Here is an 18623-nt window from a genome sequence, read left to right on the forward strand (position 1 = left end):
ATGCCGTGCACACGGTGCTTGCCGGAGAAGTAGGGCCGGTCGGCGGCGATCCGGTCGATGTGGATCAGGGTGCCGTCCAGCACCAGGTAGTGCAGGCCGTCCTGCTTGGCCCGGCGCAGCGCCTGCCTGAGTTTGGGCGAGCGTGCCGACAGCAGCGTCACTGTCTCCTCCACATACCGCCAGGCCGTCGCGGTGGAGATCCCGAACCCGGCTCCGAGTTCGGGGAACGTCTCGCCTTTGCGCAGGTAGACCAGTACAAGCAGGGCCTGTTGTTCGGGGTTGAGCAGTCGCCAGGTCGATCCGATGGACTTGCGGTGACGGCGGATGAGGCCGGCGACGTAGTTCAGGGTTCGGCGCGACAAATCGACGGCAGCGCGGTAGAACAGCATCTGAGGCCCCTGGTGGTGGCGGACGTGATTGTGGTGATCAACCCGTCTACCAGGGGTTTCGCCATGTCATCAGGCGAACGTCAACCTCGCGATGATGCTGTGATCAGCAACTCACCGCACGGGGATGAAAACGGCTCACTGAGCCGCGCGGCCAGAAAGTCGATGTCGGTCTGGGTCTGCTCGTCGTCGCGCCATCCCAGCACAACTGGACCCGCTGACTGGCGGTAACACTAAAAATTCACACGATCACATGAACGACATCACGGATGGAGGCTCACGTAGGCACTCTCAGGGACTCGAGGGCGGCTAGGACGAGGTCGAGGCCGAAGGTGAACTCCTCCGCCGGGTCGTAGCCCGCAGCGGCGAGCACCGCGGCGGACTCGTTGAGGTAGGGGAACTCGTCAGGAGGAAGCTGGGGCAGGAAGACGTCCTCGGCCATGTCCGCGAACTCACCGGCGGTGTCGAACGGCAGGCTGGCTTCCTGCAGGGCGAAACCGTAGACATAGCTGTCGAGCAACCAGTGGGCGTGCGTCGCCATCAAGACCGGGAAGCCGGCCCTCCGCAGGCAGGCGGTGACCGCTTCGCGGTGGCGGAGGTTCGCGGGCCCCGGCGATCTACGGCCTCTCCATCGGAATCGAGGTGCTGCTCCTGGCCTTCGTCCTGCGTTCCGCCTGGGCATGGCCTCGAATCCCGCCGTCCCAGCCGCTCCCGCGACGGCCGACCTTCGACAGTAGGCGTCCGTGTAAGGCTCTACGGCGTGCAGCCCGCCGCCACGCACTCTCAGCGGGTGGCACAGTGGGAATCATTGATCGAGGAGGAGTTGAAGGACCATGGGTGACTACTTCGAGCGGATCGTCGATGTCGAGGTGACCGGCCAAGAGGCTGAGTCGCTCGCGCAGCGGGTGGTCGACTGGATGGTCGGCGAAGGGCTGATCACGCGCGAAAGGTCCAGCGACGGCATGTACAGCATGCAAGTGGACGACGGATACGAGCCCGGCCCCAACTGGGAACGGGCAGTGGCCGACTCATCGGACCCGTCGTGGATACCGGGCCCGGTGGCGGTCATCGTCGGGCGGGACTACCACGTCGGAGGCCAGGGGACGAGCGAGGCGGACTGCGCGATCTGCCCGCGATGCGACACGACCACCGTGATCATCGACTACCCGAACGCGTGGGAGGCGGACCAGGCGGCCTGGCAGCCGTTCAGCGACGGCATCGGCACCTGGAAGGAGACCGGTGAAGGGAGTGTCACCTGCTCCTCGTGCGGAGCCTCCGTCCCGGTCACCGAGTGGCAGTTCGGGTCCGGTTTCGACCTCGGGGCCCTCGCCTTCGACTTCTGGGGATGGCCACCTCTCAGCGTCAGCTTCCACACGGAGCTGAGCAGGCAACTGGGACACCGCATAGAGGTACAGACGGGCAAGTTCTGACCCCCACCACAAGCGACGAACCGGGCGACGACGCGAGCAGCCGTGAGCGACCGCGCCCCCGCCCGTCCTGGCACAGATCTGCACAGCTCATACGGAAACCTGCACCGGCCCGAAGTCGCCGCTCGTGGCCTTACGAGCCTCGGCGTAGTGGGCAGGATCCGCCTTGATCCTCGCAGTGGCTCGCCAGCCCGCTATGACCTCTTGGCTGGTGGCGTCGACATCCAGTTCAGCCGCATCCGAGAGCGCCTCGGCCAATTCCAGCGTGAAGGCACGCAGTTCGGTGGACGACAGGTGGCGAACCCACGGGAAGACCTCTGGCATGGCGATGACCAGGGCGCTCGCGGTGGGATCGTGCTTGATCAACGCAAGGAACAAGCGCGAGGCGGTGGCGAGCGTCCGTTCCCTCTCTTCTTCACGACCAGCTGCGGTGAGGTAGAAGTCCGGAGCGTCTCGATGCGTGACACGTACCCGTCCAAGACGTGCGGCCCGTTCCGCGACCGCTCGCGGATTCCTCGACAGATCGGAGAAGGTCACTGCGTCGGAATGACTGGTGCTCACTCCCGCAGTCTATGTCAGAACACAATCTGATGTCCGCGTCGGTCCCGAATATACGCCGGCCAGCCAGCCGCGGCGTCCCTCGGATGAGCGTGATGCTCGACGGTCAGAGAGTGCGCAGGTCGAGGGGGCCGAGGTCGCGGACGGTCTGGGCGAGGGCGCGAATCTGGTCGTTCTCCGCTTCGGTCGACCACACCAGCGCGAACCTCAGCGGATCGTCGTCCCGGAGCGGCAGGTAGGTGATGTCCGGCCGCAGGTAGTACCGCCTCATGTGGTGGGCGACGAGGCTGACCGTCTCTCCGGTGGTGACCAGGGAAAGGATCTCCTCGGTGGTACGCGCCAGAGGGCCGCGCTCGATCCGCTGGCTCACCGGAGTCCGGGCCGGGAGGAAGCCGTTCGCCCAGTAGTCGGGCCTGGACGGAGCGTCCACGTGCGGGAAGTCGGCGAGCATGTCCAGCAGGCCGGCGGTGTGCCGGGTGAGCTCGTGGTCGGCGGCCACGGCCAGCAGGCGCGGGTCCGTGAACAGGACCGGCCCCGTGGTCAGGTCGGGTTCTTCGACGGGCAGCCACGCGACGAGGACGTCGATGTCGCCGCGCCGCAACCCGGCGAACGGATCGGCGAAGGGGGAGATGCGGATCTGCAGCTTCCACTGGGGATGGTTGCTGCGGAACGCGTCCCAGTAGGGCCGCAGGTCGTGCGAATTGTGCGGGATCATGCCGACGCGCAGCACGCCGGTGATGCCCTCGGCGGCCAGCCTGGCCCGGCGCATGCTCTCCTGGAGGCCGCTGTAGATCGGCCAGAGATCGTCGCGGAGCTGCCTGCCGAGTGGCGTGAGTCGTACCGACCGCGGGGTCCGTTCGAAGAGCAGGCCGCCGATCTGACGTTCCTGCTTCTGGATCGCCTTGGTGATCCGGGCCGGGGTGACGTGCAGCCGTTCGGCGGTGCGGGCGAAGTGGAGCTCTTCGGCCAGGGCCAGGAATATCTCGATGTCGCGAAGCTCCACAACGCCCCCTCACGTTGCCTTCGGGGTTAATTCTGCCTTGCGCATTTTGTCATTGTTTCGGGCTATTTAGTGCCCGGATCCTGGTCACCGGACAAGTCAGATGATTCAGGAGTGACGAAATGATGCACCTGGCAGGAAAGACGACGCTGGTGACCGGGGCTTCGCGGGGGATCGGCCGGGCCGTGGCGCGGCGGCTGGCCGCCGCGGGCGCGCTGGTCGCCGTGCACTACGGCAGCAACGAGAACGCGGCCCTGGAGGCCGTGCAGCTGATCGAGAAGGACGGCGGCCGGGCCTTCCCGGTGCGGGCCGAACTGGGCGCGCCCGGCGACGTCGACACCCTGTTCGCCGGACTGGAGGCGGGCCTCACCGCGCGGACCGGGCAGGCACGCCTGGACATCCTGGTCAACAACGCCGCCGTCAACACCGGCGGCCCGGTCGAGGCCATCACCCCCGAGGCGTTCGACCGGCTGATCGCGATCAACACCAAGGCGCCGCTGTTCATCATCCAGCGGGCGCTTCCCCTGCTGAACGACGGCGGCCGGATCGTCAACGTGACCACCGCGGCGACCAGGATCGCGATGCCCGAGGCGCCGTACGCGATGAGCAAGGTCGGCATCGAGGTGCTCAGCCGTTCGCTGGCGCAGCAGGTGGGCGCGCGGGGCATCACGGTCAACGCCGTCGCGCCCGGCCCGACGGTCACCGACATGAACCCGTGGATGCTCGGCAAGCCCGAGGTCCAGCAGATGGTCGGCACCGGCAACGCCATCCCGCGCGTCGGTCAGCCCGACGACATCGCCGACGTGGTCGCCTTCCTCGCCTCCGAGGCCGGGCGGTGGGTGACCGGCCAGGTCATCGACGCCTCCGGCGGCTGCTTCCTCGGCCCCCGGATCTGAGCTGACAACGCCCCGGGCCGCCGTCAGCCGACCTTCAACCGGCTGTCAGCGCTGCCCGGCAGATTCGGACCTGCCCCAACAATCCCCTTCACATATCAGGAAACGTCATGAAGATTCTTGCCCTCAGCTGCCTGGCCGCCGTGACCCTCGCCGGGACCGCCACCCCGGCGTCGGCCGACACCGGCGTGGTGTCCGCGCTCGACAGCGTGGCCAAGCCGCTGGTCTCCACCTCCCCGGGCGCCCGGGGACACGACCTGGACGCCTTCGGCGCCATGGTGGGCCAGGCCGAGGTGGTCGGCGTGGGCGAGGCCACCCACAGCACCGCCGAGTTCTACACCCTCAACCAGCGGCTGTTCCGCTACCTGGTGAGGGAGAAAGGATTCACCACGTTCGCCCGCGAGCTGAGCTGGAGCACCGGCCTGCGCCTGAATGATTATGTTCTGTACGGCCAGGGCGACCCGCAGGCGATCTTCCACGACGAGGTCAAGGGCCCCTACGACCTGTTCGACAACCGCGAGTTCCTCGACCTGGTCCGGTGGATGCGCGCCTACAACGCCGGCCACACCAAGAAGGTCCAGTTCATGGGCGCCGACCTGCTCTACCCCGGCGACGTCCTCTTCGACAAGGTGCTGGCCTACGCCAAGCAGCACCGACCCGCCCTGCTGCCCCAGCTCACCCAGTTGTACGACGGGCTGCGCCCCACCACGAAGAACGCCGGCGAGTACATGGCGCAGGCGCTGGCCGTGCCGCTGGAGACCCGGCAGGACAAGGCCGAGCGGGCCACCCAGGCCCTGAAGCTCCTCCAGAAGGAGGGCGCCGACCGATGGACGGTCCAGCACGCCCGCGCGCTGTCGCAGACCTTCACCGACTTCGCCTTCGACCAGGCCACCGCGGACGGCCGCCGCCAGGCGGCGATCTACCGGGACCAGGTGCTGGCCGACAACGTCACCTGGTGGAACCGTACGACGGGCGCCAAGATCCAGGTGTCCGGGCTGAACGCGCACCTGAGCTACACCGCGATCGACACCACGTTCGTGCCGGCCCCGATGGGCGGCGAGCTGCGCAAGCGGCTCGGCGACCGCTTCGTCACCGTCGGCACCAGCTTCGACCAGGGCGGCTACAACTTCTCCAGCTCCGAGACCGGCTGCCCCGACGACGTCAAGCCCGCCGAACGGCCGGGGACGTGCAAGGGCTGGGTCCCCGCCGCGGGCCCCGACTACAACGAGTACGTCCTGGACCAGGTGCGCTACCGCGACTTCATGCTGGACACGCGTACGGCTCCGCGGACGGCACGGACGTGGCTGGCGCAGGCCCGGCCCACCCGGCTCATCGGCGGCGGCTTCTGGTCACCCGACCAGGCCGTCCAGGCGTCCCTGAGCCGCTCCTTCGACGTGGTGATCCACCTCCACCAGGTCAAGGCCGCCACCCTCACCCGCTGACTGCCCCCGGCCCATGATCGCCCCGGACGTACCAGCCGACCATGGGCCGGCCTCCACCTCGCCAGATGTCGCCCCGACCGGACAAGTAGCCGTTGGGGGCCCTGTACCGCCGCTGCTGGTGGCAGCCGTTCACTTCGTGCTGCAGAACCAGCCCGAAGAGGCTTCATCCAGCTCGCAGGGCAGCGACAGCCTCAACGAGGCCGGCCGCCTCCAAGGCATCGAGGACATCCTCAACGGTCTCCGGCGGGCTGATCCGTGAGTCCGCAATCTGCTGCACACACGCCCAGACGACCCTTCCGTCCAAGTCGATCTGGTCGAGGACGAAGTCGTCGGGCGACTTCGCCTCGATGTCCCATGGAGCCAAGTATTCGGCAGGGAAGTCCTTGAGATTCGACGTGACGATGGCCTTCGCGCCCACCTTGATCGCTGCGGCCAGCACATGTCGATCGTCAGCGTCGGGAAGCTTCAGCCCTTCGATCAGTGGCTCATACCCCTCGACGAGGCAGTCGCGGACAGCGGAGTTCATCAGCCGGCGGAGCTTGTCGAGCTTTTCCGCAGGAATGTCGGGGCGGTTGGCGGCGAGGTTGCGCTGCATCTCGTCGAGGATGCCGTTGGTCCACCTGGCTTGCACCCGTGCTGTCATGGCGAGGCGAATGAGCAGGTCACGGGGGGTGGTTGCCGTACAACACGTTTGCGTCGTAGACCACCACGAATGTCATGGCTCAGATGCCCAACTCTTGCCCCAGCGCAGCGAGTTCGTCGGCCGCGGTCCGGCGCTTGGCGTCATCGCGACGCCTGTACTCCTGGAGGTCCTCGTACTTGATTCGACGGTGCTTGCCAATCAACCGGAACGGAATCTCTCCCGCTTCCAGAAGTTTGATGACGTACGGGCGTGAGACGTTCAGCATGTCCGCCGCTTGCTGTGTCGTCAGCTCAGCATGGGACGGAATCACCGTGACTCCGCGCCCCTCAGCTGCTTGGGCAAGGATGAAGGCGAGCAGCGTCACTGCTTCACGAGGCAGGATCAAGGGGTCCTCTCCCCCGTGCTCACCGACGACCTGCACGGTCGGCTGCTCGGGATATCGCATGAGGTAATCCTTGATCCGGCGGACCGCCCGAGCGGCCACCTCGGCATCGATGCTTCCCGGCTGAACTCGCTTGGCCTGCACGTCAGTCATGACGTCACCCCCACTTCGCAGTATCCGCAACAAACGAAATAAACGCAAGCAGGATCACCTGCATCGAACGGGCGCACATGGCCGAAGGCGGCCCTCATCAGGACCATGGATTCCACCGCTGCCCCAGAGGTCGGGATGAGCGAACGAGGTGCGGACCGCCGCGGCTCGCAAGATCGACCTACACCACAGCCGGCCTGGCGACTTCACGCGCGGGCGAGACGGCCTCCAACCGACGCTGGGAGCCGGCGATGCGGGCCAGCGTGGCGGCCGTGCCGAAATCTCTGCGCTTCGTCGGATCGTGATCCCCTCAGGCTCCCAGATCGGAGCAAGTGATGCGGCACCCCGATCTGGATAGATGTCTCCCGGACCTGGTCCACGTGAGCGGCTGACGACCACGCAACGCCTTGGACACCCAACTCTCCCCGGCTGGCAAATCATTGGGCTCAGGTCTTCTCAGCAGTTGTCACCGGGCGCTGTAGATGCGGATGCGCAACTCTCTTGGCTCACGAGGTCAAGGTGGGGCGCCCCCACTGGACGAACGACCTTGACCCCGTGGCTCTGATCTGCTCGGCTGTCCTGGGTCGATGGCGGGCGGGGCGATGAGGCTTCCACCTCGGCCACTCACCGCCTGACGCGCGGCACAGCGATCATCCTGGAGCGGGAGCACCCCACCGGAGGCATGAAAGGGATCACCCGTGCACCTGTTGAGGCTCTTTGTGAACTGGTACTGGCGAGTAGACGCGTTCCTGGGGGGCGATGTAAAGCCGAATCGAGGTCAGCGGTTCGCTGCGGCTCATCCTGTGCGCCTCGGCTTGATCGCGGGCTCTGCCTTCGGTGGGCTCATGGGCTTCTTCGTGTTGACGAGCGCCGCGCTCGGGGCGGGACACGCCTTGACGCTGACTTCCTTGCTCGCCTGCCTCGGCGGTGCCGTTTTCATGGGCGTCCTATTCGCGGGCCTGGGCTGCTACGGACGCCGGCAGCAGCGGCACTACGGGCATTACCCCCAAGATGCTCAGGATGAGCGCGGCAGCAGTGCATAGCGGCCCACGCAGCACCGCCTTGCCCCTGGGATGAAGGCTGTCGCCGAAAACGACGCTGACCCATGATCTACGCCGGACGTGCCGGCGACCATGGGCCACGATCTAGCCAATTCGGCCGGTCTACGCCTCGCCGGAAGTCAGGCCGACCGGACAAGCCGCGCCCGTGCCGCCGATGCCGCAGTAGCCGGTGGCGGCTTTGTACAGGGCATTGCCCTTGGTAGCGTTCCGCTCCCGGCAACGAATCCTCAGGACTGGAGGTCGTTGGAGAGGTTGATCCGGATCTCCGTGTTGCGGTACCCGGCGCGCAGGAACGCGGCCGCCATCGGCGCGTTGCCCACGTCGGTGGTGGCTGTGATGCGCGACTCTCCGTTGGCCGCATGCATGCGGGTGATCTCGGCGAGTACCTCGTCCACGTATCCGCGCCCCCGGAACTCCGGGACCACCCCGAGATATCCGACGTTCACGCTGTACGGCGTCGCCGAGGGAATCGCCATGCCTGCCACCTCGCCCTCGTACGTGTAGGCGATCCGCCACCACTCCCGCTTGCCCGGCGCGCCGAGATAGAAGTCCATCTCTTCGCGCGCGGTCGCGTCCACGCCTTTGGCCGCTACGTTCGTTCGGGTCTGAAAGTCCAGACTGCCCTCGGCGATTCTCCTGAACACCGCCAGGAACTCCTCATCGGACGCCTCGGCGAACCGCAGCGCCCCGGCCGCTGAGGGCACCCCGTCGGCCGGCGCCCACTCGAACTGCAGCCGCTCGACCTCCCGGGTGAGGCCGGCCGCGTGCGCTGCCGTTCGCCGCCATTCCACGGCCGCCGAGGTGACCGGATCGTCCCGCCAGCCGCCGGACGCCTTGATCGCGTACTGCACCGGCTGCGGGAACACTGCCAGTGCGGCCCTGATCAGTTCGGTGGCGACGACGATGCGATCGCCCACGGCGGGATCCACGTCGAGGCAGTCGAGCGCGACCGGGTGCGCGCCGTCCCTCGGACCCCACCACAGCGCACGTCCCACGACCCGGTCACCGACCTCGGCGATCCACGTCCACTCCGACCGGTACATGTTCTCGGCCAGTTCTGCGAGGTAACGGTCAGCGGAGATCCAACCGACGGGCTCCGTCACGACCCACGAGGTCACACGGTCCAGCTCCGCAGGGACGATCGCACGGCAGGAAATCACCAAATGAGCCTAGTGGACCTTTTGTCCACCCGTGGGCGACCCAGCATGGGGCAGGTCACGCCTCACCGGACGTCAGGCCAACCGGACAGACGACACCCACGCCGCCGATGCCGCAGTAGCCGGTGGTGACTGTGCACAGGCACTGCTGTGGGTAGCGCTTCGGTTCAGGCGTCGGCGCGTCCTGTGGCGTAAGACCGAAGCAGGCGGCACCTTTGACAGTGCTTCGGAGGAGGTTGGGGCGAACAGCTCGCAATCTTGTTCGGCGTCTCCTCCCGCACTTCTGACCGGAGGGGCCGGGCCTCGGCTCGGCAGATCAGCCAGACACCATGCGGCAGATCTGCCAAGATAGATACGGCAAATCTGCCAGCAGGCCATGGCGGCGCGGAGTATTCTCCGCTCCGTGGACACGGATGAACTCACGCTCTTCCCTCGTCGCGCGGAGGCCATGGCGATGGAAGCCCTCACCGACACCCGTGTAGTGGTGATCAATGGCGCCCGGCAGGTCGGCAAGAGCACTCTGGCCGAGGCCATCGTGCGTCAGACGGCAGGAGCCGGCGAGATCTACCTGGATCAGGCAGCCGTACGCGCGGCGGCGAGACAGGATCCCGATGGGGTCGTGCATCATGACGGACTTCTTCTCATCGATGAGATCCAGCGCGTACCGGATCTCCTTCTCTCCATAAAGCGGGAAGTAGACGCCGATCCACGGCCAGGGCGCTTCTTGCTGACGGGATCCGCCCGGCTTCTGGGCCTCCGGGACTTGCCGGACGCGCTTCCCGGTAGATCCGAGACAATCGAACTCTGGCCGCTCTCCCAGGGGGAGATCGAACGGAGCGACGACAGCTTCGTGGACGAGGCATTCCGGCAAGGTCCTGATCTCAAGGTCGCGGCTGCCGGGCTGCGTCGTCCGGACTACTTGCATCGCGCGCTACGCGGGGGCTACCCGGAGGCCGTCCACCGCCCGTCCCATCGCAGAAGAGCCCGTTTCTTCGAGTCCTACATCTCCGATCTGATCAACCGAGACGTCAAGCAGATGTCCGATATCGAGCGACCCGCCGATATGCGGCGTCTGCTCAACATCCTCGCTGGACGGATGGGCGGCTTGACTGTGATCGACAACATCAGCCGCGATCTCGGGCTACCTCGAAACACCGTGAAGCGCTATATCGACCTGCTCGACCTGGTGTACGTCATCAGACGGATTCCGGCCTGGTCATCCAACGCGACCACACGCGCGATCGCGACACCCAAACTGCTGCTGGTCGATTCTGGACTTGGCGCCCATCTGGCAGGCCTGACCCCGTCCCGCGTGTCCGACATAACGGCACCCGTGGGTCCGCTGATCGAGAACTTCGCCCTCGGCGAGCTGGCCCGCCAGCTCACGTGGTCTGAGGAGCCTGTACAGCTCTATCACTACCGAGATCGAGATGGGGTCGAAGTCGACGGCATACTCGAACGAGCCTCTGGCGAGATCATCGGCATCGAAGTCAAGGCGACCGAAACCGTACGTGCCGATGACTTCAGAGGCTTGCAGCATCTGGCCCGCAAACTGGGCGACCGGCTCATTGCCGGGTACGTCCTGTACGCGGGCCAGGAAACGCTTCCTTTCGGGGACCGCATGCGCGCTCTTCCACTATCCGCATTGTGGACCGCGTCTTCCACGACCTGATGGACGGGCTCATGTGTCCCCGAACGCGGGCCGCCCTGGCGGCACGGCCCGCGTTCGACAGGTCAGGCTTCGCCGGAGGTCAGACCGACGGGGCAAGCCACGCCCGTTCCGCCGATGCCGCAGTAGCCGTTGGGGACTTTGTACAGGTATTGCTGGTGATAGTCCTCGGCGTAGTAGAAAGGCTTGGCCTGGGCTATTTCGGTGGTTATGGTGCCGTAGCCGGCCTGGGTGAGGACCTGCTGGTAGGCGGCGCGGGACGTCTCCGCCGCCTTCTCCTGCTCCGGCGAGTGGTAGTAGATCGCCGACCGGTACTGGGTGCCCGTGTCGTTGCCCTGCCGCATGCCCTGGGTCGGGTCGTGGGCCTCCCAGAAGACCTTCAGGAGCTCCTCGTACGACACCTGGGCCGGGTCGAACACCACCCGGACGGCCTCGGTGTGCCCGGTGAGGCCGCTGCAGACCTCCTCGTACGTCGGGTTGGGGGTGTAGCCGCCCTGGTAGCCGACGGCGGTGGTGACCACCCCCGGCGTCTGCCAGAACTTGCGCTCGGCCCCCCAGAAGCAGCCCAGCCCGAAGTCGGCCACCTCCAGGCCCGAGGGGTACGGCGGGGCGAGCGGGGCGTCGAGAACCGCGTGCCGCGCGGGCACGGGCATCGCCTCCGAGCGGCCCGGCAGAGCGTCCTCGGGTCGGACCATCGATGTCTTGTTGCCGCCGAACAGCCAGCCCATCGTGCCACCTCCATCAGGTGTCTCCACCCTACGCAAGCGCCGCGGGCGGCGGCGTGGCGAGGGTGGCGGGATTGCGCCTACACAACGCCCGAACAGTTAAGGATGCCTAAACATTCCCGTATAGTGACACACATTTGTATTTAAGCTGGTAAGGCCCGAAAATAGGTTACATGCCTGACCTTCGGCGCGGTGTACTGTTCGGGATCGCCGCCTACACCATGTGGGGGCTCTTCCCCCTGTACTGGCCGCTGCTCAAACCGTCCGGAGCCGTGGAGATCCTGGCTCATCGGATGGTCTGGTCCCTGGTCGCCGTCGCCGTCGTGCTGGCCGTGCGCCGGCATTGGAGCTGGTTCAGGGAGCTGGCCCGGCAACCGCGCAAGCTCGTCCTGCTGACGATCGCCGCCATCGTCATCACCGTCAACTGGGGCACCTACATCTACGCGGTCAACACCGGCCACGTCGTCGAGAGCGCCCTCGGGTACTTCATCAACCCGCTGGTCAGCGTGCTGTTCGGGGTGCTGGTGCTGCGGGAGCGGCTGCGTCCGCTGCAGTGGACGGCGGTCGGGTTCGCGGCGCTGGCTGTCGTCGTGCTGACCCTGGACTACGGCAGGCTGCCCTGGATCGCGCTCACGCTCGCCGTCAGCTTCGGCGTGTACGGGCTGGTCAAGAAGCAGGCGAACGTGGCCGCCACCGAGAGCCTGGCCGTCGAGACGCTGGTGCTGCTGCTGCCCGCGCTCGGGTACCTGATCTATCTGGAGTTCGCCGGGCAGGCCACGTTCGGCCAGCAGGGCGTCGGGCACGCGCTGCTGCTGGTGGGGGCCGGGATCATCACGGCCGTGCCGCTCATCTTCTTCGGCGCGGCGGCGATCCGGGTGCCGCTGAGCACCGTCGGGGTGCTGCAGTACATCGCGCCGATCCTGCAGTTCGTGGTGGGGGTGACGATCGCCGGCGAGGTCATGCCGCCCAGCCGGTGGATCGGGTTCTCGATCGTGTGGCTGGCCCTGGCCATCTTCACCTACGACAGCTTCCGGGCGGCACGGACGGCCGCCCGGGTCAGGCGGTCAGCCCGAACGCTCGACCACGTAGTCGCAGAGAGCTAGGAACGCCGCCCTGGCCGGGATGTCGGGCAGGGCGGAGAGGTCGACGCGGGCCCGGTCGATCCAGGCGGTCAGCTCGGCGCGGGCCCGCTCCATGGCCGGGTGGGCCCGCAGCAGGGTGAGCGCCTCCTCCACGTGCTCCTCCGGCACCGGGCCGGACAGCAGCTCGGTCAGCCGCGACTGCTCGCCGCTGGTGAGCGCGTAGAGGACCGGCAGGGTACGGACACCCTCGCGCAGGTCCGTGCCGGGGGTCTTGCCCGACTGGGCGCCCGAGGAGGCCACGTCGAGCAGGTCGTCGCCGAGCTGCCAGGCCACGCCGACGGCCTCGCAGGCGCGGCTCAGCCGCTCCTCGACGTCGGCGGGGGCGCCGGACAGCAGCGCGCCGAACCGGCCGGAGGCGGCGATGAGGGAGCCCGTCTTGTCGGCCAGGACGCTCAGGTAGTGGCCGACGGGGTCCTCGCCGTCGCGCGGGCCGACCGTCTCGCGGATCTGCCCCTGGACGAGGCGGGAGAACGTCTGGGCCTGGATGCGGATCAGCTCGGGGCCGAGGTCGGCCAGGAGGTCCGAGGCCTGGGCGAACAGGTAGTCGCCGGTGAGGATCGCCACGGTGTTGTCCCACCGGGCGTTGGCCGAGGGCGATCCCCGGCGCACCGGGGCCTCGTCCATGACGTCGTCGTGGTAGAGCGAGCCCAGGTGGGTCAGTTCGATGACCACCGCGCCGGGCACGACACCCGGCGCGGAGGGATCGCCGAACTGGGCCGCGAGCAGCACCATCAGCGTGCGGAACCGCTTGCCGCCCGCCTCGATGAGGTGCTTGGACGCCTCCGTGACGAAGGCGTCCTCGCTCTCCACCGACGAGCGCAGGAGCTTCTCGACCGCGGCCAATCCGGTGGCCACGTCCTGCGCCAACCGTTCGTCCTCAATGGGAAGGTCAACCACGGGCGGCGCAGACATACGAGATCCCCTTATCTAATGAACAGAGCCGAAGCGGCGTCGTTGGCGACACCGAGGAGGGTCTCCGGGTAGAGCCCCACTCCTACGGTAACCAGCAGGGAAACGGCGATGACGGCCACGGTCCCCATACTGGGCACCGAGATCGCCGGGCCGTCGGCCGCGGGCTCGCTGAAGAACATCAGCACGATCACCCGGACGTAGAAGAACGCGGCGATGGCCGAGGCCACCACGCCCACCACGACCAGGCCGGCCATCCAGCCGCCCATCGAGTCGCCGGGCTGCGTGCCGCTGCTCAGCGCGGCCGCGAACACGGCGTACTTGCCGAAGAAGCCGCTGGTCAGCGGGATTCCGGCGAAGGCGAGCAGGAAGAAGGCGAACACCCCGGCGAGCACCGGCGATCGCTTGCCGAGCCCGGCCCAGCGCGACAGGTGTCCCGCCTCGCCGCCGGGGTCGCGCACGAGCGTGACCACCGCGAACGCGCCGACCGTGGTGATGCCGTAGACCGCCAGGTAGAACAGGATCGACTTGAGCGACTGGGCGTTCTGCCCGGCCGAGCCGAACGTCGCCATCACGCCGACGAGCAGGAAGCCCGCGTGCGCGATGGAGGAGTAGGCCAGCATGCGCTTGATGTCGGTCTGCGTGATCGCCAGGATCGAGCCGACGATCATCGTCAGGGCCGCGACGGCCCAGATGACCGGCCGCCAGTTCCAGTCCAGGTTGCCCAGGCCGACCCAGAACACCCGCAGCAGGGCGCCGACGGCCGCGACGAGCGTGCCGGAGGCCATGAGAGCGGTGATGGGGGTCGGGGCGCCCTGGTAGACGTCGGGCTTCCACGCCTGGAAGGGCGCGGCGCCGATCTTGAACAGCAGGCCGACGCCGAGCAGCGCGAGCCCGGCCATGAGCAGCGGGTCGAGCAGCGCGCCCTTGGCCAGGGCGGCGTTGATCCCGGGCAGCGAGACGGTGCCCGCGTAGCCGTAGATCATGGCGGTGCCGTACAGGAAGAACGCCGAGGAGAACGCGCCGAGCAGGAAGTACTTCATCGAAGCCTCCTGCGACAGCAGGCGGCGCCGGCGGGCCAGGCCGCACAGCAGGTACAGCGGCAGCGACATGACCTCAAGGGCCACGAACATCGTCAGCAGGTCGTGCGAGGCCGGGAAGAGCAGCATGCCGCCGACCGCGAACAGCACCAGCGGGTAGACCTCGGTCTGCCCGGCGCCGTTGTCGGCCGCCTCGGCCTCCTCCTCGTCCGCGCTGCCCGGCACGGCCGCCGCCGAGGCCACGAAGTGGCCCTCGTCGTTGATCAGCAGCACCGACACGAACGACAGGACGATGATCACGCCCCAGATGAACAGCGCGGGACCGTCCACCGCGACCGCGCCCATGGCGGCGGCCTGGGTGGGCACGCCGCGCATGACCTGCAGGATGACCAGCGCGAACGCGCCGATCAGGCTGAGCAGCGTGAGCGGGACGTGGATGGACTTGCGCAGGTAGCGGGGCGCGAACGCCTCGACGAGCACGCCGATGCAGGCAGCGCCGAAGATGATCAGCAACGGCGCCAGCGTGCCGTACTCGATCGTCGGCGCTGGGATGACGTCGTTCACTGACCTGTCCCCTTCTCAGCGATGGTGGCAGTGGGTACGTGCACGTTGGTCAGCGTCTGCTGCACGGACGGGTTGATCACGTCGAGCAGCGGCTTGGGGAAGAAGCCGAACCCGATGATCAGCGCGACCAGCGGCGCCAGCACCCAGATCTCCCGGGCGTTGAGGTCCTTGAACGCCTTGACCGGCTCGGCGGTCGGACCGTTCAGCGTGCGCTGGACCATCCACAGGATGTAGACGGCGGCCAGGATCACGGCCACCGCGGAGATGATCGCGGCCACCGTCAGCGCGCCGGAGCCGTGCGCCTCGCTGGAGTACGTGCCGATCATCACCATGAACTCGCTGACGAAGGACGACAGTCCGGGCAGCGAGAGACCGGCCAGACCGGCGACCAGGAAGAAGCCGGCGAGCACCGGGGCGACCTTCTGGACGCCGCCGTAGTCGGCGATGAACGGCGAGCCGCGCCGGGCGATGAGGAACCCGGCGGCGAGGAACAGCGCGCCCGTGGCGAAACCGTGGTTGACCATGTAGAGGGCCGCGCCGGACTGGGCGACCGACGACATGGCGAAGACGCCGAGCACGATGAAGCCGAAGTGCGAGATCGACGTGTAGGCGATGAGCCGCTTCATGTCGGTCTGGCCGATCGCCACGATCGCGCCGTAGATGATGCTGATGACCGCCAGGACGACGATCGGCATCGTGAACGCCTTGGCCGCGTCGGGGAACAGCTCCAGGCAGAAGCGGAGCATGCCGAACGTGCCGACCTTGTCGAGCACGCCCACGAGCAGCACGGCGGCGCCGGCCGGGGCCTGGGCCGCCGCGTCGGGCAGCCAGGTGTGCACCGGCCAGAGCGGCGCCTTGATGGCGAAGGCGATGAAGAAGCCGCCGAACAGCCACTTCTGCGTCGTCGGGTCCTTGATGGCCCCGACGAGCGGCTCGAACATGAACGTGCCCTTGTTCGCCAGCACGTACAGGCCGATGACCGCGACCAGCATGAGCAGGCCGCCGAAGAGCGAGTACAGCAGGAACTTGACGGCCGCGTACGACCGCTGGGCGCCGCCGTACGACCCGATCATGAAGTACATCGGGATCAGCATGGCTTCGAAGAACACGTAGAAGAGGAAGACGTCGGTCGCCGCGAAGACGCCGATCATCATCGTCTCAAGGACGAGCAGCAGCGAGAAGTACGTCTTGACCGACCGCTTGGGCGTGATCAGCGTGCCGTCCGCGGTCCTGACGCCGTCGGCGTCGTGCCAGGAGGCCAGGACGACGATCGGCACCAGCACGACCGACAGGGCGATCAGCACCAGGGCGACGCCGTCGACGCCGACCCCGAACTTCACGCCGAAGCTCGGGATCCAGTCGTACTCCGCCTTGAACTGGAAGCGCTCGCCACCGGGCTTGAACCCGGCGGCCATGACGCCCGTCAGCACCATCGTCAGCAGCGAGACCGCCAGCGTGACCTGCTTGGCCAGCTTGTCGCCGCCCTTGGGAAGCAGGGCCACCACGATGGCGCCCACAACGGGCACCGCCATGAGTATCGGGAGCCAGGGTGACATCAGATGTTCCCAACGAGGAGCAGGGCGCCGGTCAGCAGGGCGGCACCGATCAGGATGGACAGCGCGTACGTTCGCGCGAAGCCCGTCTGGAGCCTGCGCAGGCGACCCGAGCTCCCGCCGATGCCTGCCGCCAGACCGTTGACCAGCCCGTCGACGCCGCGGTTGTCGAAGAACACCGCGATGCGGGTCAGCCACTGGCCGGGACGCATGAACAGGGACTCGTTGAGGGCGTCGCCGTACAGGTCACGGCGGGCGAACGTGGTGAGGAAGGAGCCGCGCGGCTGCACCGAGGGCACCTCTGCCCGGCCGTACCTCATCCAGGCGAAGACCACACCGACGGCGACGAGCGCGAGGGTGGCCAGCCCCGACGGGGCTGTGGGCTGGAACTCCGGCAGCACTTCCGGCCTGCCGACGGCAGGGGCCAGGAACAGCAGCAGGCGGTTGCTCAGCACCAGGTAGGCACCCAGACCGAGCGCACCCAGCGACAGGATCATCAGCGGCACCGTCATGACGAGCGGCGACTCGTGCGGGTGGGCGTCGTCGGCCCAGCGCTTCTGGCCGAAGAAGGTCATGAAGACCATCCGCGACATGTAGAAGCCGGTGATGCCCGCGCCGAGCACGGCCAGCCAGCCCAGGATCGGCTGGTGGTGGACCGCGGTCTCGATGATGCCGTCCTTGGTGAAGTAGCCGGACAGCAGCGGGAACCCGATGATCGCCAGGTAGCCGATGAAGAACGTGACGAACGTGATCGGCATGTACTTGCGCAGGCCGCCGTACTTCCTCATGTTCACCTCGTCGTTCATGCCGTGCATGACCGATCCGGCGCCGAGGAACATGTCGGCCTTGAAGAAGCCGTGGGTGATCAGGTGGCCGATCGCGAAGGCGTAGCCCGCCGGGCCGAGGCCCGCGCCGAGCATCATGTAGCCGATCTGCGACATCGTCGAGCCGGCCAGGCCCTTCTTGATGTCGTCCTTCGCACAACCGATGATCGCACCGGCGAGCAGCGTGGCCGCGCCGACGATGGCGACGGCGAGCGCCGCGCCCGACCCTTCGGGGAAGAAGAACGCGCCCGAGCGGACGACCAGGTAGACGCCGGCGGTGACCATGGTCGCCGCGTGGATCAGGGCCGACACGGGCGTCGGGCCCTCCATGGCGTCGAGGAGCCAGGACTGCAGCGGGAGCTGCGCCGACTTGCCGCACGCGCCGAGGAGCAGCAGCAGGCCGATGGCGAGCATGGTGCCGTCGGAGGCGCCACCAGCGCCGATCTTCGCGCCGAGGTCCTTGAAGGCCAGGGTGCCGAACGACGTCCAGATGATGAACATGCCGACCAGCAGGCCGAAGTCACCGACGCGGTTGACGACGAACGCCTTCTTCGCCGCGACCGCCGCCGAGGGCTTGAACTGCCAGAACCCGATCAGCAGGTAGGAAGCGAGACCCACGCCCTCCCAGCCGATGAACAGGCCCACGTAGTTGTCGGCCAGCACCAGCAGGAGCATCGCGGCGACGAACAGGTTCAGGTACGCGAAGAACCTGCGCCGGTGCTCGTCGTGCGACATGTAGCCGATGGAGTAGATGTGGATCAGCGATCCGACACCCGTGATGAGCAGCGCGAAGCTGATCGACAGCGGGTCGATGAGCAGGCCCATGTCGACCATGTCCGGGATGAAGGTGTAGAGGTGCACCGCCCGGCGGCGCTCCTCCTCGCCGAACCCGATCAGCTCGAAGAACGCGAGCACCGCCACCACGAACGAGGCCAGCGACATGACCACGCCCAGCAGATGGCCCCAGCGGTTGGTGAACTTGTTGAACACCAGCAGGATGAACGCCCCCACGAGCGGAAGAGCGATCATCAGCCAGGCGTTCCCGATCACACCGCCGACGTGAGGGGTGATCTGAGCGATTTCAGATTGCATCAGTCA

17 protein-coding genes and 1 pseudogene are annotated in these 18623 nt (G+C 67.4%); 6 read left to right on the forward strand and 12 right to left on the reverse strand.

Annotated elements, in window-relative coordinates:
• Together ABT158_RS25010 and ABT158_RS25015 are read right to left on the reverse strand one after the other, a co-directional pair.
• Positions 1 to 389 (reverse strand): helix-turn-helix domain-containing protein (locus ABT158_RS25010; RefSeq protein ID WP_352357210.1); only part of this gene is annotated, 389 nt, incomplete at its 3' end.
• A gap of 274 nt (positions 390 to 663) precedes the next feature.
• On the reverse strand, positions 664 to 1068 hold the full coding sequence (locus ABT158_RS25015) for a TetR/AcrR family transcriptional regulator C-terminal domain-containing protein (protein ID WP_352357212.1): 405 nt from the start codon (positions 1066 to 1068) through the stop codon (positions 664 to 666).
• Between the two features lie 151 nt (positions 1069 to 1219).
• On the opposite strand from ABT158_RS25015, the gene ABT158_RS25020 reads away from it, so the two are divergent.
• Complete coding sequence (locus ABT158_RS25020; protein WP_352357214.1) at positions 1220 to 1816, forward strand: hypothetical protein; 597 nt, start codon at positions 1220 to 1222, stop codon at positions 1814 to 1816.
• 87 nt (positions 1817 to 1903) lie between these two features.
• Here the strand turns inward: ABT158_RS25020 and ABT158_RS25025 are convergent, their stop codons facing one another.
• Both ABT158_RS25025 and ABT158_RS25030 read right to left on the reverse strand, forming a co-directional pair.
• On the reverse strand, positions 1904 to 2374 hold the full coding sequence (locus tag ABT158_RS25025; RefSeq protein WP_352357216.1) for a hypothetical protein: 471 nt from the start codon (positions 2372 to 2374) through the stop codon (positions 1904 to 1906).
• Between the two features lie 103 nt (positions 2375 to 2477).
• Entirely contained in the window at positions 2478 to 3374 is an 897-nt protein-coding gene (locus ABT158_RS25030) for a LysR family transcriptional regulator (RefSeq protein ID WP_352357218.1), read from the reverse strand.
• A 119-nt stretch (positions 3375 to 3493) separates the two neighbouring features.
• Here ABT158_RS25030 and ABT158_RS25035 point away from each other — a divergent pair, with 119 nt between their 5' ends.
• Both ABT158_RS25035 and ABT158_RS25040 read left to right on the forward strand, forming a co-directional pair.
• The gene (locus ABT158_RS25035) at positions 3494 to 4267 is read left to right on the forward strand and encodes an SDR family oxidoreductase (RefSeq protein WP_352357220.1); all 774 of its coding nucleotides are present in this window, start codon (positions 3494 to 3496) and stop codon (positions 4265 to 4267) included.
• A 107-nt stretch (positions 4268 to 4374) separates the two neighbouring features.
• On the forward strand, positions 4375 to 5706 hold the full coding sequence (locus ABT158_RS25040) for an erythromycin esterase family protein (RefSeq protein WP_352357222.1): 1332 nt from the start codon (positions 4375 to 4377) through the stop codon (positions 5704 to 5706).
• 163 nt (positions 5707 to 5869) lie between these two features.
• Here the strand turns inward: ABT158_RS25040 and ABT158_RS25045 are convergent, their stop codons facing one another.
• From ABT158_RS25045 to ABT158_RS25055, 3 genes are all read right to left on the reverse strand, one after another.
• On the reverse strand, positions 5870 to 6349 hold the full coding sequence (locus ABT158_RS25045) for a PIN domain-containing protein (RefSeq protein ID WP_352357224.1): 480 nt from the start codon (positions 6347 to 6349) through the stop codon (positions 5870 to 5872).
• A gap of 79 nt (positions 6350 to 6428) precedes the next feature.
• Positions 6429 to 6884: a helix-turn-helix domain-containing protein gene (locus ABT158_RS25050; protein ID WP_352357226.1), complete on the reverse strand. Its 456-nt coding sequence runs from the start codon at positions 6882 to 6884 to the stop codon at positions 6429 to 6431.
• 1285 nt (positions 6885 to 8169) lie between these two features.
• Positions 8170 to 9045: a GNAT family N-acetyltransferase gene (locus ABT158_RS25055; protein WP_352357228.1), complete on the reverse strand. Its 876-nt coding sequence runs from the start codon at positions 9043 to 9045 to the stop codon at positions 8170 to 8172.
• Between the two features lie 508 nt (positions 9046 to 9553).
• Here ABT158_RS25055 and ABT158_RS25060 point away from each other — a divergent pair.
• Together ABT158_RS25060 and ABT158_RS51305 are read left to right on the forward strand one after the other, a co-directional pair.
• A pseudogene (locus ABT158_RS25060) lies at positions 9554 to 10396 on the forward strand (ATP-binding protein); the annotation flags it as partial.
• Between the two features lie 36 nt (positions 10397 to 10432).
• Positions 10433 to 10771, forward strand: coding sequence for a DUF4143 domain-containing protein (locus ABT158_RS51305; protein ID WP_502911566.1), 339 nt, complete (start codon positions 10433 to 10435; stop codon positions 10769 to 10771).
• Between the two features lie 62 nt (positions 10772 to 10833).
• Here ABT158_RS51305 and msrA read toward each other — a convergent pair whose 3' ends face one another.
• The gene (msrA, locus tag ABT158_RS25065; protein ID WP_352357232.1) at positions 10834 to 11496 is read right to left on the reverse strand and encodes a peptide-methionine (S)-S-oxide reductase MsrA; all 663 of its coding nucleotides are present in this window, start codon (positions 11494 to 11496) and stop codon (positions 10834 to 10836) included.
• A 170-nt stretch (positions 11497 to 11666) separates the two neighbouring features.
• Between msrA and rarD the strand changes: the two genes are divergently transcribed.
• Complete coding sequence (gene rarD / locus ABT158_RS25070) at positions 11667 to 12596, forward strand: EamA family transporter RarD (protein ID WP_352357234.1); 930 nt, start codon at positions 11667 to 11669, stop codon at positions 12594 to 12596.
• Here the strand turns inward: rarD and ABT158_RS25075 are convergent.
• From ABT158_RS25075 to nuoL, 4 genes are read right to left on the reverse strand one after another with little or no spacing between them, the layout of a single operon-like run.
• Positions 12558 to 13547, reverse strand: coding sequence for a polyprenyl synthetase family protein (locus ABT158_RS25075; RefSeq protein WP_352357236.1), 990 nt, complete (start codon positions 13545 to 13547; stop codon positions 12558 to 12560). The two genes, rarD and ABT158_RS25075, sit on opposite strands and share 39 nt — an antisense overlap.
• An 11-nt stretch (positions 13548 to 13558) precedes the next feature.
• Positions 13559 to 15148, reverse strand: a complete 1590-nt coding sequence (gene nuoN / locus ABT158_RS25080) for an NADH-quinone oxidoreductase subunit NuoN (RefSeq protein WP_352357238.1) — start codon at positions 15146 to 15148, stop codon at positions 13559 to 13561.
• Positions 15145 to 16704: an NADH-quinone oxidoreductase subunit M gene (locus tag ABT158_RS25085; protein WP_352322502.1), complete on the reverse strand. Its 1560-nt coding sequence runs from the start codon at positions 16702 to 16704 to the stop codon at positions 15145 to 15147. Before ABT158_RS25085 ends, nuoN begins: the two co-directional genes overlap by 4 nt.
• A complete protein-coding gene (gene nuoL, locus ABT158_RS25090; protein ID WP_352357241.1) occupies positions 16704 to 18617 on the reverse strand; it encodes an NADH-quinone oxidoreductase subunit L in 1914 nt (637 codons plus the stop codon). The genes ABT158_RS25085 and nuoL overlap by 1 nt, the downstream gene beginning before the upstream one ends.
• Positions 18618 to 18623 lie beyond the last annotated feature (6 nt).

Origin of the sequence: Nonomuraea sp. NPDC001636 (genome assembly GCF_040298265.1) — a bacterium.
In the GTDB taxonomy this organism is placed as follows: domain Bacteria; phylum Actinomycetota; class Actinomycetes; order Streptosporangiales; family Streptosporangiaceae; genus Nonomuraea.

What these genes read in the sequence shown, in the direction of transcription:
- ABT158_RS25015 (WP_352357212.1), bottom strand. Translation starts at nt 1,068, where the DNA reads ATGCCCAGGCGGAACGCAGGACGAAGGCCAGGAGCAGCACCTCGATTC.
- ABT158_RS25020 (WP_352357214.1), top strand. Translation starts at nt 1,220, where the DNA reads ATGGGTGACTACTTCGAGCGGATCGTCGATGTCGAGGTGACCGGCCAA.
- ABT158_RS25035 (WP_352357220.1), top strand. Translation starts at nt 3,494, where the DNA reads ATGATGCACCTGGCAGGAAAGACGACGCTGGTGACCGGGGCTTCGCGG.
- ABT158_RS25040 (WP_352357222.1), top strand. Translation starts at nt 4,375, where the DNA reads ATGAAGATTCTTGCCCTCAGCTGCCTGGCCGCCGTGACCCTCGCCGGG.
- ABT158_RS25045 (WP_352357224.1), bottom strand. Translation starts at nt 6,349, where the DNA reads ATGACAGCACGGGTGCAAGCCAGGTGGACCAACGGCATCCTCGACGAG.
- ABT158_RS25050 (WP_352357226.1), bottom strand. Translation starts at nt 6,884, where the DNA reads ATGACTGACGTGCAGGCCAAGCGAGTTCAGCCGGGAAGCATCGATGCC.
- msrA (WP_352357232.1), bottom strand. Translation starts at nt 11,496, where the DNA reads ATGGGCTGGCTGTTCGGCGGCAACAAGACATCGATGGTCCGACCCGAG.
- rarD (WP_352357234.1), top strand. Translation starts at nt 11,667, where the DNA reads ATGCCTGACCTTCGGCGCGGTGTACTGTTCGGGATCGCCGCCTACACC.
- ABT158_RS25075 (WP_352357236.1), bottom strand. Translation starts at nt 13,547, where the DNA reads ATGTCTGCGCCGCCCGTGGTTGACCTTCCCATTGAGGACGAACGGTTG.
- ABT158_RS25085 (WP_352322502.1), bottom strand. Translation starts at nt 16,704, where the DNA reads ATGTCACCCTGGCTCCCGATACTCATGGCGGTGCCCGTTGTGGGCGCC.
- nuoL (WP_352357241.1), bottom strand. Translation starts at nt 18,617, where the DNA reads ATGCAATCTGAAATCGCTCAGATCACCCCTCACGTCGGCGGTGTGATC.